We start from the raw sequence: 14,475 nt of genomic DNA, 5'->3' as shown, positions 1-14,475 counted from the left end.
ATCGGTGCGCTTGGCGCACCCTACAATAATTTCCATATCTAATGATAAACAATAAAAAAGGCTGGATTAGCAAACGCTAATCCAGCCTTTTTGTTTAACCATAGATAAACTATAGCAATGCTCTAACCTTTGGATACACCATATTGGCAGGAGACAAGATATCATCTAGCGTCTCTTTGTCCATCAGTTTTTCTTCTAATACGATGTCGTAAACACTGCCACCAGTCTCTTGTGCTCTTCTCGCAACAAAAGAAGAGGCGTCATAACCAAGGTGCGGATTTAGCGCGGTGACCAGTCCGATATTATTGAATACCTCGACACTACACGCCTCGTTGTTCATCATCAGACCATCAATACAGCGCGTGGCAAACATCTCACAGATATTAGCCAGCATGCTCATACCCGTAAACAAGTTAAAGGCAATGACGGGCTCAAAGACGTTTAGCTGTAGCTGACCATTTTCTGACGCCATAGCGATAGTATGGTCGATACCCATGACATGGAAACACGCTTGGTTCACCACTTCTGGGATCACAGGATTTACTTTACCCGGCATGATGGAGCTACCAGGCTGCATTTCAGGCAAGCGATATTGCGCTAAACCTGCACGCGGACCCGAAGACTGCAAACGTAAGTCATGGGCAATCTTAGATAAACGCGCAGCAAAGAGACGCAAATTGCCAGACAAAGCCACATAAGCACTGGTGTCTTGTGTCGCTTCAATCAAATCTTCAGCAATATAATAAGGTCTGCCAGTCAAATCAGACAAGGTTTTGGCAACTTCTTCAGAATAGCCCGCTGGTGCATTCAAGCCCGTACCAATTGCTGTGCCGCCCATATTGATTTCATGAAACAGCGCACGAGTAGATTCGATACGATCCATCTCTTTTTTGATCATGGTTGCAAAGGCGTTGAACTCTTGACCCGCGGTCATAGGCACAGCGTCTTGCAAATGCGTGCGACCCATTTTTAATTGATCGGCAAGCTCCGCGCTTTTTTTCTTAAGGCTGTTATACAAGATATCCATTTTACTTAATAGATGGACACAGTATTCATCTAACGCCACATTCATCGCTGTAGGGTAGGCGTCGTTGGTTGATTGTGACAAGTTGACATCGTTATTTGGATGCACGTGCTGATAGTCGCCTTTCTCGTAGCCTAGGATTTCTAGCGCGCGATTGGCAATCACTTCGTTGGCGTTCATATTGGTCGACGTACCTGCACCGCCTTGGAACATATCAACGATAAACTGATCATGATATTTATCAGCAATTAAATCATCGCACGCCGCTGCGATAGCATCTTTAACGGTGTCATTTAGCACGCCTACTTTATTATTGGCAATCGCGGCTGCTTTTTTAACGGTGGCAAAGGCACGAATAAAGGTCGAAAACTGGTTCAAGCGCACTCCACTGACCGTGAAGTTTTCAAAAGCACGTAAGGTTTGGATACCATAGTAAGCATCAGCGGGCACGTCACGATAGCCGAGTAGGTCATGTTCTTGGCGAGTAGCAGTTGTCATGCAATAAATCCTTTCAATAAAAAGCCCTGATTAAGACGCAAAGATACCGTCATTTGTTAACATGACAGTAATAGCCTTGCATTGGTAAGTCTATATGGTTGACCTTATAGCATAAGCCTTTTAGGCAGGGATTAACAATGAATATTTATTACATCACTCATAATAAAACAAAAAACTTTATATTATAAATAGTAAGCGCTAAACGTTTTTATCTGAAGAAGGCCGTAAACTCATTAAATCCACCTTCAAAGCAAAGATAATATGATTTTATCTCTACTTTAATATAGTCAGTGTAAAATAAAAGCGACACGTTATAGATTTCTTCGACTGGTATAAATTTTCCTTGCTTGCTGTTATCACAGAGGCTACGAAAAATTCATCCCAGTCGCACTGTATCGATTTTAGAGTAATTCTACTATAGTTAGTTTAAAGCACTTAATAAGCGCCAAAATTTGCTTTAGGGTTTTGCTCTTATATTTTCTGTCACCACGCCCATCGCATAAAACAGCAAGGCGATAAGGGTCATGGCGACGATAAACGGCGTTAAAACCCAAATTACAATGTTAATGAGTAATGATGATAATAGACCATTAAAGATAATGCTGTGCGGCGCGATAAAATCGGTGATGACATCGACAGCGCGTTTGGCGATCGGGAAAAGTAGGGTGCTGACAGCCAGAATATAGAGATATTTGACGAAGTCAGGATTGCTTGAGAGAACGATAAAGTAAAAGCCTACATAGTAGCTGATACCTAATGCCCAGCATTTGAGAGTGTAGCTGAAACGAATCATGTGACTTCCTCCCTAAATCTGACGGTGATGTGACCATCCATGGATAACACATCAATATCTAATATATTCCAATAATTGAATATATTATTATATGTTATATTACGAATATACAAGTTAAGTCAACTGTTTTTTATCACCATCTTTATTTAACTAATAGCACACTAGCTGCGAGATTAAAGCCTAAAATTTTATCAATAGAAAATAAATAGCCTAAGCAAAAATTAAAAACCAATGCAATAAAAAGGGAAAAACCATGTGGAACGAGCGCTATGACGAAGCAGAATATATTTTTGGTACCGAGCCCAATGACTTTTTAAAAGAAAATTTTCAAAAAATACCGCTAGGTGGCAGGGTGTTATGTTTGGCTGAAGGCGAAGGCAGGAATGCAGTTTTTTTAGCAGAACAAGGGTACGAAGTGTCCGCCATGGATATGTCTAACGTAGGATTAAATAAAGCTTTAAAGCTGGCGCAAGATAGAGGCGTTGATATCATCACTCAAGTTGCTGATTTAGCTGACTATGAGTTTGGCCAATCACAGTGGGACAGTATCGTTGCTATCTGGGCGCATCTGCCGCCAGCCATACGCCAGCACGTTCATGGGCAGATTGCACCAGCGCTCAAGCCAGAGGGCGTGTTTATCTTAGAGGCTTATACCGAGCAGCAGCTAAGCATGGACGCTGTCGGCGGACCTCCTGCAACACAAAAAGAGCGCTTTGGTTCGTTAGCAGTTTTGCGTGCTGAGCTGGCAGAGTTAGAAGAAATAACGGGTATCGAAAAGCAGCGCATGATTTCTGAAGGTAAGCGCCATCAAGGTTTGAGTGCGGTGGTACAGTTTATTGCTAAAAAAACAGATGAGCATGAATTTAGGCGCTAATTTATGAACGTGATTGTCAGTTTTGATAATACTTATATTCTTTGATTTTGACTGCTTAATTCTAGACCTGTAATTCAGCACTCGGGCTGATGCCAAATAAGCGTTTATATTCTCGGCTAAATTGGCTCGGGCTTTCATAACCGACTTGCATAGCGATTTGGGCGATTTGAGTGTCATTTGCTTGGATCAGTCGTCTTGCTTCCATCAAACGCAGGCTTTTTTGGTATTGAAGCGGGCTTAACTGAGTAATTTCCTTAAAATGATGATGAAACCCTGAGACACTCATCCCGCAGCGACTGGCCAATTCTTCGATAACTATTGCCTCATTTAAATGCGTCTTTATCCAATCGGTAGCTTTGCTAATACGGTGCGTATGGCTGCCATTGACCACCAGTTGGCGCAATTTATTGCCTTGCTCTGCTATAAGCAGGCGATAGTAAATCTCCTGCTGAATTAATGGAGCAAGAAAACCAATATCATTTGGATAATCAAGCAAGTGTATCAGGCGTTCAAACGCCGCCATGATGGTACTGTCCAATTGCCACTTTATTCCTAAATGACCTGCAGTATTAGGTAGTTTCGGCGGTATTTTTGCTAAAACCTCACTAATCATAACAAGGTTTAATTTCATAGACAGCACGATAACCGGACGCTCTACCGTCGCATGCCTTATATGCATGCTTAAAGGGATATTAACGGGGCAAAACATGAGATTACTTTTGTCAAACCTTTGACAGTCGGCACCTAAGTAAATCTGGCGCGCACCTTGTAAAACGATGCAGATACTAGGTTCTTGAATATAGCTGACGGCTTTACTGGGTTTATCAGCACAGTAAAAAAACAAACCTGAAACGGCGGATTCAATGGTTTTGTTTCTAGGTAATAACGATAGGAGTTGCTCAATGGTTGATTGATTCATTAGCTTTTCTTATTTTATACAATTACTCGATACTATAGAGTTTTGTAGGATTGGGCAAGAGGTTTGGAGCTGTGTTCTAACAGATTGTCGCGCTGAGTCTTATACTAGCCTTATTGAGACTGATGCAGCCTCATGATTGATTGAATCAAATTTTGTGTAAGTAAAACATAAGGAATAGATAATGAAAATATTTTATAAAACTCGCGCCACAGCAACCGGCGGTCGTTCTGGTCACACCGGTCTTGATGATGGTTCGTTAGGTTTTGATTTGGTGTCATTTCAAGAGCAAGATAAAGAAGGTGTCAATCCAGAACAGCTTTTTGCCATGGGTTACGCCGCTTGTTTTGATAGCGCCTTAAATATGACGGCGCAGCACATGAAACTGCCGATCACTGCGTCAAAGACCTCGACCCAAGTTGGTATTGGTATGAAGGCCGATGGCAGCTATAACTTAGATATCGATTTGTACGTTGAGGTGTCTGGTATCGATGAAGTACAAGCGCAAACCCTTGTTGAGGCGGCTCACCAAGTATGCCCGTACTCCAATGCTACTCGCGGTAATGTGGATGCGCGTTTGCACGTGACTGTGGTTTAGATATCATTTTATTAAACAATGGCTTTGATACCTGAGTGAGTAGATACACTAATAACTATAAACAAGTATAAGAATACCGTGACTTTCAATTGCTTGGATATATAACGTATCCAAGCAATTTTTTTATCCAAACAAGATAAAGGTCATTTGTTTAACTCTATAAACGAATAAAGCGCTCTTTGAGCAAAATAAAAATAATATCAATACTAAAACTTTGTTCGAAATTAAATAATAGTGACGTTTGCTCTCTGTTCTATTTTGTGTGAATAACTTGCTGGGCTTCGAGTTTCTCTTTATGTCTGTTATGGTAAAAACTAATAAGTTGATAGCGAAATGACAGCTTATTTTTATAGAGTATCTTTTTTACAAAGTGCTTTTCAAATAATAACAACATAATAAAAGGGCGAATATTATGAATAATGACACTAAAAACAATAACGCTAAAAACGCTGATGCTAAAAATAACAAAAAGCGCATTATCGATAATTCTGAAGATTTAAAAGCCAAAATCACCGAATCTATTGATGATTTTAAATTGCGCGCTGAGCTTTTGATAGCTAATTTAAAAGAGGGCGGAGATGATGGTTATGACCATTCGACGACCACTGCCGGTGAAAAAGGGCTTAAATCCGGAAAAGTTTCAGAGCTAACAGTGATTGCACCGTTAAAAGAAGGCGGGGCAGAACGGCTAAAAAAAGTCTTAGAGATTGCTGGCGGTAATTTGGCAGGGGCAACGCGGGTTGGCACGCTGCACGATTTACGCTTTGTGTTTTTAGACAATGACACCAGAGTGTTGTTTTGTACGGCTTATGATGGCGATTGGGACCCTTATATCGACGACTTTGCCACTAAAATTCCTGAACTGATGGATATTTTATTCGGTAGCGTTGAAGGTTGGCCTGGCATTAAAGACCCGAGTGTCAAACAGTTCATTTTAGATCATCAAATCACTGCCGCTGGTTGGTATGTAGGAGTTCCGCATCTGACTATTCAAGATATTCGCCGCCAAGACCGCATCGTTAAAGGCATTAATAAAGCGCTGGATGAAGCACAGTCTTAAAGTTTGTGATAAAACAATAAGATATCACTAATTTATGCCATCCTTTTATATCACCATTTTTAAATGGGCTGGGTGATATAAAAGGTAAGGGCAAAGTAAACTCAGACAATGATAAAAATAGGGTTAACAATGAGTAAAAACACTGGAAATAATAATAAAAATGATAGTACTTCAAAAGATAATCATCCTTTAACCAGCAAACTGCATGAATTAAAGGATGACTTTGGCAATCGTATCGTAGATAGCAATTTTGAATCGTGGTTAGCAGATATTAAAAAAGAAGTCGGCGATGGTATCGAGACTTTAGCGAATAAAGCACGCGGCGTCTTTAATCCAAATACCGTCACCATGCAGCTAGAAGACATTCAATCCATTATTTTACGCGATCGACCAACGCCTTATTATGGAACAATCGTTGCGCTGAAAATCAATAATGCAGAAGCTGGGCGCCAACTTTTGAAAACCGTTTTACCTGACGTGACTGGCAGTAAGGCGTGGCATAAAGACATGCAAGCGACGCTATCTATTGTCATGACTTATGATGGTTTAGAGGCGCTCGGCGTGCCGCGGTCGTCATTGGATAGCTTTCCAGAATCCTTTAAAGCAGGTATGGCGAAGCGCGCAGAAAAGCTGCGGGATTTCGATATCAATGCCCCCGAAAACTGGGCTTCCCCTTTTGGTGATAAAGGCGATATCCATGTCGGTGCGGCCATTATTGCTGATAGTAAAGAGAAATGGCAAATAAAGCTGAAGGAGCTGCAAGACAATATTCAGTCGTATATCAATGAAGATAATCCTGCCAATGGCGATATTGAAATTCTTATGGAGCATGCTTTTGGTTCAGACAATAATGTCAAAAACGTCTTTGGCTATCGTGATGGTATCAGTAATCCAGAGATTCAAGGCAGCGGCATTCAAACGCCGCCAAGTCTCGACGGTGAGGCGATTGCAGCAGGCGAGTTTGTATTAGGTTATGAAGGCGAGGCGGGCACGATAGCACCAATGCCGCAGCCAGAAGTTTTGGGTAAAAACGGCTCGTTTATGGTATTGCGTGCCTATAACAGTCATGTCGCCGCCTTTAATAAATTTTTAACAGAAAATACGCAGAGTGACGAAGAAGCGGAGTTACTGGGCGCAAAAATGTGGGGACGTTGGCGCTCAGGTGCGCCTGTGGTCTTATCTCCTGAGCACGATGATAAAGCACTGGGCGATGACCCCAACCGCAACAATAACTTTGGCTATAAAGACGATCCTTATGGCAAAAAATGTCCATTTGGTGCCCATGTACGGCGTATGAATCCAAGAGACAGCAAAGACTTTATTTTATCAGACGTACGTATTCACCGTATCGTTAGGCGCAGCGTCGGTTTTGGCGAGGTGTTGCCGCCCGATGTGACTGAGGACGATGGCAAAGAGCGCGGGCTATTTTTTATTGGTATCAATGCTCATGCTATGGAGACTGTTGAATTTTTACAATCGCAATGGATTAATGATGGTAATTTTATGAGCTTAGGAGAAGAGAAAGATCCGATGCTTGGTGTCCATCATGGCGATAAAGACGACGCTGCTGATACCTTTACCGTACCTGCTGACCCAATTCGTCAGCGCTATCACGGTATCGAAACTTTCAATACCTTGTACGGCGGTGAGTATTTATTTATCCCAAGCTTATCGGCGCTAAAATGGATGAGTGAATTGTCTTAAAAGCTTAAAAATACCGTTTCATTTACAAGAATAACTACTGATAAAAAAGGATTAAAAAAATGTTAAAGAAATTATTCAAACCTAAATATGTACCTTATGACGCAAAATATATTGCGCTGAGCGCAGAAGACGAGCGTAATATTCGCACCATTACCGACGATATCAAAAACTATATTGCTCGAAGTGATAAAGCCAGTAACGTCGATTACCATACGCGTGATGCCCATGCCAAAGGCTACTGCGCCCTTAAAGCCAAGTTTGAGATAGTAGATAATTTGCCTGCTGAATACGCGCAAGGTCTGTATGCCAAAGCAGGCATTCATGATGCCGTCATTCGTTTTTCTAACGGAGCCTCGCGCGTTTCGACTGATCGTAAGCTTGGCTTAGCGCAAGGTTTAGCGATTAAGGTCTTTGACGTAGCGGGTGGAAAACTCGCTCCCGGCGAAGAAGATAGTCCTAACTTTGATTTTAATTTAATCAATCATCCGGTATTTTTCTGTAATCGAATCGAAGATTATGCGTATATCTCTAAGCTGTTTTTAGAGCTGCCAGAATACGCTGAAAAAGGCGCAAGAGGCAAAGCGCAACTGGCTTTTAATTGGTTGACCAATTACGGCTCAAGATTACCGACCAAAGAGTCTTTTAAAACCTTTAAAGCACTGGGCGGATTTATAACCATTGAGCCAAAAAACACCTTGCTTTATGATTTTCATTCGCAAGGCGTAGTGCGTCATGGTGACTATATGGCAAAGATAAGAGTCACGCCAACCAAAGCCGCGGCTAAAAAAATCACCCGTCGTGAGCTTGATGTAAATGCACGCGAGGAAGCAATTCGCCCGCTGATTATCGATGAAATGCGCGAGCATGATTATCAGTTTGACGTCCAGATTCAGCTGTGCCGCAACCTTAAAAAGCAGCCGATTGAAGAGATCACCACCGAATGGAAAGAGAAGGACGCGCCATTTGTGACGGTAGCGAGACTGACAATTCCTTGTCAAGATGTGCCGGATGACGGTCATTTTGAGATTATGGAAAACTTATCCTTTACACCGTTTCGCTGCCTAGAGGAAAACCGTCCGATTGGCAATTTGCAGCAGTCGCGACTAAAAGCCTATCAAATAGCTTCAGAAACTCGTCATAAGCTAAACAATGTCAAACGGCGCGAACCTAAAAGCTTAAAAGAAACTTTTGATAAGTCATTCTTTTAATTGCTTATAAATGCCTAAATTGGTTTATTAAAGATAAGTTTAAATAAAAAAATAAGGCACAAAAAAGAGCCAGTAGTTTGACTGCTGGCTCTTTTCTTTAAATAGGTTTAAGTAAAAATACAGATGTTACTTAAGTCACTGTTTATTAAGTACCAGTCATTATTTATGATTATTATAGTTGGCAATTAACTTGGTATTCTTGACCTTTGTCTGTTTTGATGGTCATGATGCCGTAATCTGCTTTAGTGTGCCAATCGTAAGTGGTCTGTGGGTTCACATCGTTGACATAGCGAGCGCCAGAACCTGAAACGGCTTGTTTCATGCTAACTTTAGCGTTGTCTAAGCCAACTTTTGGTAAAGTAACGTTTAGGTTGGCAGCTTCACCGTTTGCAGTATACGCAGCAGTGATTTGACCGTCGTCTTCACAAGTAAATGATTGAGTTACTGGTTGAGTATTGGCTGGTGGCGTTGTGGTGGTCGGCGCGCTGGTCGCACAAGCAGCGAGTAGTACGGCAAAAGGGGCAACAGCGAATAATTTTTTCATAATAGTCCTCAAAAATTAATGTGAATTTTATTTGTTACGTTAAGGGCGTATCATACAATAAAAAATGTAATTTCGTGTTGTGGTTCGTATTTTGGCGAGTAACATCAGCTGGCGGCTTTATCACTGCACGGTCTAGTCAGTAAGGTCTTGCTTGTCCTTTGTTTAAAATGAAGACCAACACTGCGCCTAATATCACTACGCTTGCGATAATAAAATCTAAGGTCAATTTCTCTGACAAAAATATCATACCGAGTAGAGCAGCAAGTACTGGTACGCAAAGTTGCACCACCGCTGATTGGGTCGTTTTTAAGAGTGGCATCGCCATATACCAGATACTGTAACCGATACCAGAAGCGATAGCACCCGATGCGACTGACAATATGACACCTGTCATGCTGATATCATTTAAATAACCCATGCCGATTAATGCCAATATCGGCACTGCAATTAAACTTCGTATAAAATTAAAGCCCGTCGTTCTGAGCGGCGAAACGCAGCTTTTACCACGTATGCTATAGATACCCCAAGCGCTACCGCTTATTGCCATTATAAGCGCCGCCGACAAGGAAGGCGTGCTAGCTGATGGCAGCATCAAGTATACAAAACCTATCAATGCGATCAAAAGTGCTGTCCACTGTAGGCGAGTTAATGGTTCTTTATGATAGATGCCCCAACCAATCATCGTAAGCTGCACGGCAGCAAATAAAATAAGTGCCCCCGTCCCTGTATCAAGCGCCTGATAAGCCACTGAAAAACATAGCGCATATATGACTAAGCAAAGACTACTAAACCAATCGCCTGTGTCTTGTAAAACGGTCTTATCAGTATTGCCAGTCTGTTTTGAAGTATTTCTTCTTAAACGGTTTCTTCTTAAAAAATACGCTTGCAGCAGCATGATAAGACCAAGGCACGCGGCAGCGCTAAGCAAGCGGATAACGGTAAAATTCCAGGCATCAATTGCGCCGTCTGCCAATGCCATTCTACAAAGCAAAGAATTGGCGGCAAAGGCTATTAAAGCGATCATCGTAAATAGGGCAGCTTTCAAAAATAATTCCTACAGGCACGATAGGTTTTTGCCTAAGATTTGGGGTTATTTTTCTATTCTTTTTAGCCATTTAGCCATTTAGCCATTTAGCCATTTAGCCATTTAGCCATTTAGCCATTTAGCCATTTAGCCACTTGTTGCACCCGTTGCACTCTATCGCCACCGATGCGTTGAAAATCTTTATTATGCAAAGTTAACTGACTGGCAAAGTAAGCACTGATATCTTCACGCTGATGCGGGCTATCACGCAAATCATCGGCGACCCACGGGATATCCACTTCGGTCAAGAGTATCAAATCGTAATGGTGCGTTAATGCCGCTTGAGTAAGCGCTTTAGGACAGTCGCCGTAATACCAGTTGGCATACACCATCAGCTCAAATAAACTGGTATCACAGAATAAATAACGGTTATTATCAGGCAATTGCGCGGCTTGTTTAGCAAGTTTATTTTCTAAGTCAATTTGACCTTGCGCGATAGGTAGTAAATCATCCCACGTGCAAGTCAGCTGCTCGTTATCCCATTTTACTTGCAGGTAAGTGCGCATATATTCTGGTACCCACGGACTGCCAAAATGCGCAGCCAAATCGCGGCATAATGTGGTTTTTCCAGTGCTTTCCGCCCCTAATATCGCGACATTAAAGACCGATTTAGGCGTATGCTGCGTGAGATTGTACGCGGTAGCGTCGTTGCCATTCATAGTATGCCCAGATTGCAATAAGAGTGAACACTACATATTGTAGCGCGGTAAAAGTTAGACCTTTATAAAAATACAGCGGCACGGAAATCGCATCAGCAATAATCCAAAGTAGCCAGTGTTCGATTTTACGCCGCGCCATCAGCCACATTGCCATTAAAAACAACGCGGTGGTCAGCATGTCGGTGTAATCGACCCAGGTAAATAAGTGCAAGCCCAATACCGCGCCATCGAAGCTAAAGTTATTATTGATAACAGGTCTAAAATAATAAATCAAAGCGACAAAGGCGACGGTCGCTGCCGCCAGTACAGTGAGTATAGGGAGATCTTTTTTGTTTAAATGCTCAACGTCAATGGCAGAGTGAGCGTCCGCATTATAGGTGTGTGCATCTTGCTGCTGTCTGGTTGGATTTATATGGTCATGATGCTTTTTGATGTCTGTATTGTGCTTATTTTGCGTCCAATTTATCCATCCATAAATACTCATGATACTGTAGTAGGCGTTGATAAACATATCGCCGAACAGTTGCCATTTCCAAAGTAGATAGACAAAAATAGCGGTGCTGACCAATCCAATAGGAAAAACCAAAATATTGGTTTTGCTGGCAAGTAAGACGCTACTGACCCCAAATATGACCGCAATCAATTCTAAGGCAATAAATAGGGTCGAGTAGTCAGCATACTGCCCAAATAACCAGTTTAAGAGTTCCGCCATTGCTATTCCAAAAGTAAAAAGTAAAGCGAGAGTTAACAAACAAGTTGCAACCAAATGATGATAATTCACAGCAATTATAGCGCAGCTGTCGACAAATGAAGCCAATCTTTACTTATTCTCATTAAGAAATGGATTATTTGTAACAAAGTATTAGAAAAATTATATTATTCAGGCATAATAAAGGCACTTATTTTAAGTTTACAGTTATTCACCAAAAATTAGACGACTGTTGTTTTTCTCCACTTTTATGCTTATTGCAAGCACCATCGTAGTAGACAAGGAAGCGTATCATGACGACTTGTATCACGGGCACTGGCCTATATATCCCCCCTTATAGCATTAGTAATGAAGAGTTAGTAGAGTCATTTAACCAGTATGTTGATAATTACAATGCCAAACATGCTGACGCGATTGAAGCTGGTACAGTTACGGCGCTAGAGCACTCATCAGCGGCCTTTATTGAAAAAGTATCGGGCATCAAATCACGTTATGTGATGGAAAAGGACGGTATCTTAGACCCTGAAATTATGGCACCTGTCATTGCCTATCGTAATTTGGGCGAAGAGCTGTCTATCATGGCAGAAATGGGCGCTGCTGCACTAAAAGATGCGCTCGCTGATGCAGGTCTTGAGGCCAATGATTTAGACGGTATTATTCTTGCGTGCTCAAACTTCCAGCGTACTTATCCTGCGGTCTCTATCGAGATTCAAAATGAGATTGGTATGATTGGTGGCTTTGCTTATGATATGAACGTTGCTTGTAGTGCCGCGACTTTTGGTCTATCGCAAGCACATGGTTCTATCGTTTCGGGTCTTGCCAAACGCGTTGCGGTTGTGAACGTTGAGATTACCTCAGCGCATCTAAACTGGCGCAACCGTGACAGCCACTTTATTTTTGGTGACGTTGCAACAGCTTGTATCGTAGAAGAGCTTGATACGCCAAAAGGCTACGAGATTCTAAACGCCAAGTTATTCACTCAGTTTTCGACCAATATCAAAAACGAATACGGCTTTATGGATCGCTCTGAGTTCTTAGCAGCGCAGACTGAGATGTACCCCGATATCAAAGAGCCGGTCACTGACAAACTGTTTTTACAAAACGGTCGTAAAGTATTCCGTGAAGTCTGTCCAAAGGTTTCTGAGATTATTACTGAGCATTTGCATGAAAACAATCTGCAAGCCAGCGATGTTAAAATGATGTGGCTACATCAAGCTAATGCCAATATGCTGGATTTAATCTTGCGTACCGTTATCGGTAAAGAAGCGGATAAAGCGATTGTACCAAGTGTCATTGATGAGTTTGCCAATACCAGCTCCGCAAGTCCTATGATTGTGTTCCATCGTTATAAAGACGCGCTACAATCTGGTGATTTGGGTGTGATTTGCTCATTTGGCGCCGGTTACTCGATTGGCTCGGTACTGGTTCGTAAGGTTTAATAGTTAATAGAAGCTCTGTTTTAACCATAAAAATAGCTAAGAGTATTCTTAGCTATTTTTTTGTGCCGTATTTTGCTTTAACTATAGAATAAGAGAAAAAGTCAGCTCAGATTTGAGTGTAATTAGGCATAAATCGGACAGATTGTGAATATAATGGCAAGATTGCTGAGAGGTTTTAAATTAAGCGCAAAAATTTGCTATAATCACTCTCTTATTTTACTCATTTTAAAAAAGTCCTTTTATGAAAGAATCCTTACGCCTGCGTTTAGACCAGATGGTAGACCGTTATGAAGAGGTCACCGCTTTATTATCCGACCCAGGTGTCATCAGCGATAATAATAAATTCCGTGAATTGTCGGTTGAGCATAGCGACTTGATGGAGATCACGACGTTATGGCAGAACTATGTGCGGGCAGAGACGGATCAAGCGGATGCAGAGACGATGCTAGCGGAATCATCAGACCCTGAAATGAAAGAGATGATGCAGGACGAGATTGACAGTGCGAGTAAGACCATTGCTGAGATGGAAGAAGCGCTTAACGTCATGATGTTGCCAAAAGACCCCAATGATAAAGTGCCAGCGTTTTTGGAAATTCGAGCTGGGACAGGCGGTGATGAAGCAGCGATTTTCTCAGGTGATTTGTTCCGTATGTATCAAAAATATGCCCAAAACCAAGGCTGGACGGTAGAGATTTTATCAGCCAATGAGGGGGAGCATGGTGGTTATAAAGAAATCATTACTCGTGTGTCGGGCAATAGCGTGTATGGTCGTTTAAAGTTTGAGTCGGGCGCACACCGCGTCCAGCGTGTACCTGAAACCGAGAGCCAAGGTCGTGTCCATACCTCAGCGTGTACGGTTGCCGTTATGCCAGAGGTTGAGATTGATGATAGCGTCGATATCAATCCTGCCGATATTAAAATGGATACCTTTCGCTCAAGCGGCGCCGGTGGTCAGCACGTTAACACCACCGACTCGGCGGTACGTTTGACCCACATTCCAACGGGTACCGTGGTAGAGTGTCAACAAGAACGCAGTCAGCATAAAAACCGGGCGCATGCGATGAAAATGCTGGTGTCCAAAATCCAACAAGCAAAAGTACAAGCACAAGTCGATGTGGCGGACTCAATACGTCGCGACTTGGTTGGTAGTGGCGATCGCTCAGAGCGTATCCGTACCTATAATTTCCCGCAAGGCCGCATGACTGACCATCGAATCAATTTGACGTTATACAAACTTGATTCAATTATGGAAGGTGACTTGGATGAAATCCTTGATGCGCTGCTGCGTGAACACCAAGCAGACTTGATGGCCAGTATCGGCGGCGGTGATTAAAAGCACAAACTGGCTAAGTTCACTCAGATATA

At 42.1% G+C, this 14,475-nt stretch carries 14 protein-coding genes; 7 read left to right on the top strand and 7 right to left on the bottom strand.

All coding sequences use genetic code 11. The features are described 5' to 3' along the window. Positions 1 to 109: 109 nt before the first annotated feature. Together H9653_RS01480 and H9653_RS01475 are read right to left on the bottom strand one after the other, a co-directional pair. Complete coding sequence (locus H9653_RS01480; protein WP_191689912.1) at positions 110 to 1,522, bottom strand: aspartate ammonia-lyase; 1,413 nt, start codon at positions 1,520 to 1,522, stop codon at positions 110 to 112. A gap of 457 nt (positions 1,523 to 1,979) precedes the next feature. Continuing rightward, complete coding sequence (locus tag H9653_RS01475; RefSeq protein ID WP_191689910.1) at positions 1,980 to 2,315, bottom strand: hypothetical protein; 336 nt, start codon at positions 2,313 to 2,315, stop codon at positions 1,980 to 1,982. A 253-nt stretch (positions 2,316 to 2,568) separates the two neighbouring features. Here H9653_RS01475 and H9653_RS01470 point away from each other — a divergent pair, with 253 nt between their 5' ends. Further along, the gene (locus H9653_RS01470; protein WP_191689908.1) at positions 2,569 to 3,189 is read left to right on the top strand and encodes a class I SAM-dependent methyltransferase; all 621 of its coding nucleotides are present in this window, start codon (positions 2,569 to 2,571) and stop codon (positions 3,187 to 3,189) included. A gap of 61 nt (positions 3,190 to 3,250) precedes the next feature. Here H9653_RS01470 and H9653_RS01465 read toward each other — a convergent pair whose 3' ends face one another. After that, positions 3,251 to 4,108: an AraC family transcriptional regulator gene (locus H9653_RS01465; protein ID WP_191689906.1), complete on the bottom strand. Its 858-nt coding sequence runs from the start codon at positions 4,106 to 4,108 to the stop codon at positions 3,251 to 3,253. A 181-nt stretch (positions 4,109 to 4,289) separates the two neighbouring features. Here H9653_RS01465 and H9653_RS01460 point away from each other — a divergent pair, with 181 nt between their 5' ends. The 4 genes from H9653_RS01460 (at position 4,290) to H9653_RS01445 (ending at position 8,675) form a co-directional block, all read left to right on the top strand. Beyond that, on the top strand, positions 4,290 to 4,703 hold the full coding sequence (locus tag H9653_RS01460) for an organic hydroperoxide resistance protein (protein ID WP_191689904.1): 414 nt from the start codon (positions 4,290 to 4,292) through the stop codon (positions 4,701 to 4,703). Positions 4,704 to 5,115: 412 nt separating this feature from the next. Continuing rightward, a complete protein-coding gene (locus H9653_RS01455; RefSeq protein ID WP_225211551.1) occupies positions 5,116 to 5,763 on the top strand; it encodes a hypothetical protein in 648 nt (215 codons plus the stop codon). Between the two features lie 129 nt (positions 5,764 to 5,892). After that, positions 5,893 to 7,467 carry a Dyp-type peroxidase gene (locus H9653_RS01450; RefSeq protein WP_191689902.1) on the top strand — a complete coding sequence of 525 codons (1,575 nt, stop codon included), beginning with the start codon at positions 5,893 to 5,895 and terminating at the stop codon, positions 7,465 to 7,467. A gap of 59 nt (positions 7,468 to 7,526) precedes the next feature. Further along, positions 7,527 to 8,675, top strand: coding sequence for a catalase family protein (locus H9653_RS01445; RefSeq protein ID WP_191689900.1), 1,149 nt, complete (start codon positions 7,527 to 7,529; stop codon positions 8,673 to 8,675). Positions 8,676 to 8,847: 172 nt separating this feature from the next. On the opposite strand, the gene H9653_RS01440 is transcribed toward H9653_RS01445, so the two are convergent. From H9653_RS01440 to pnuC, 4 genes are all read right to left on the bottom strand, one after another. After that, complete coding sequence (locus H9653_RS01440; RefSeq protein WP_068405303.1) at positions 8,848 to 9,219, bottom strand: MliC family protein; 372 nt, start codon at positions 9,217 to 9,219, stop codon at positions 8,848 to 8,850. Between the two features lie 136 nt (positions 9,220 to 9,355). Beyond that, the gene (locus H9653_RS01435; RefSeq protein ID WP_191689898.1) at positions 9,356 to 10,264 is read right to left on the bottom strand and encodes a DMT family transporter; all 909 of its coding nucleotides are present in this window, start codon (positions 10,262 to 10,264) and stop codon (positions 9,356 to 9,358) included. Positions 10,265 to 10,374: 110 nt separating this feature from the next. Then, positions 10,375 to 10,962: an AAA family ATPase gene (locus H9653_RS01430; RefSeq protein WP_191689896.1), complete on the bottom strand. Its 588-nt coding sequence runs from the start codon at positions 10,960 to 10,962 to the stop codon at positions 10,375 to 10,377. Beyond that, positions 10,913 to 11,674 carry a nicotinamide riboside transporter PnuC gene (pnuC, locus tag H9653_RS01425; RefSeq protein ID WP_144296202.1) on the bottom strand — a complete coding sequence of 254 codons (762 nt, stop codon included), beginning with the start codon at positions 11,672 to 11,674 and terminating at the stop codon, positions 10,913 to 10,915. Before pnuC ends, H9653_RS01430 begins: the two co-directional genes overlap by 50 nt. Before the next feature lie 290 nt (positions 11,675 to 11,964). On the opposite strand from pnuC, the gene H9653_RS01420 reads away from it, so the two are divergent. Beyond that, positions 11,965 to 13,110 (top strand): beta-ketoacyl-ACP synthase III, encoded by a 1,146-nt coding sequence (locus tag H9653_RS01420; protein ID WP_191689894.1) that lies wholly within the window; start codon positions 11,965 to 11,967, stop codon positions 13,108 to 13,110. 241 nt (positions 13,111 to 13,351) lie between these two features. Next, positions 13,352 to 14,443, top strand: coding sequence for a peptide chain release factor 1 (gene prfA / locus H9653_RS01415; RefSeq protein WP_191689892.1), 1,092 nt, complete (start codon positions 13,352 to 13,354; stop codon positions 14,441 to 14,443). Positions 14,444 to 14,475 lie beyond the last annotated feature (32 nt).

Source organism: Psychrobacter communis, from assembly GCF_014836505.1.
Classification (GTDB): domain Bacteria; phylum Pseudomonadota; class Gammaproteobacteria; order Pseudomonadales; family Moraxellaceae; genus Psychrobacter; species Psychrobacter faecalis.
Note: the sequence above shows the minus strand (reverse complement) of the source record. Positions and strands in the feature narration are given on the sequence as shown.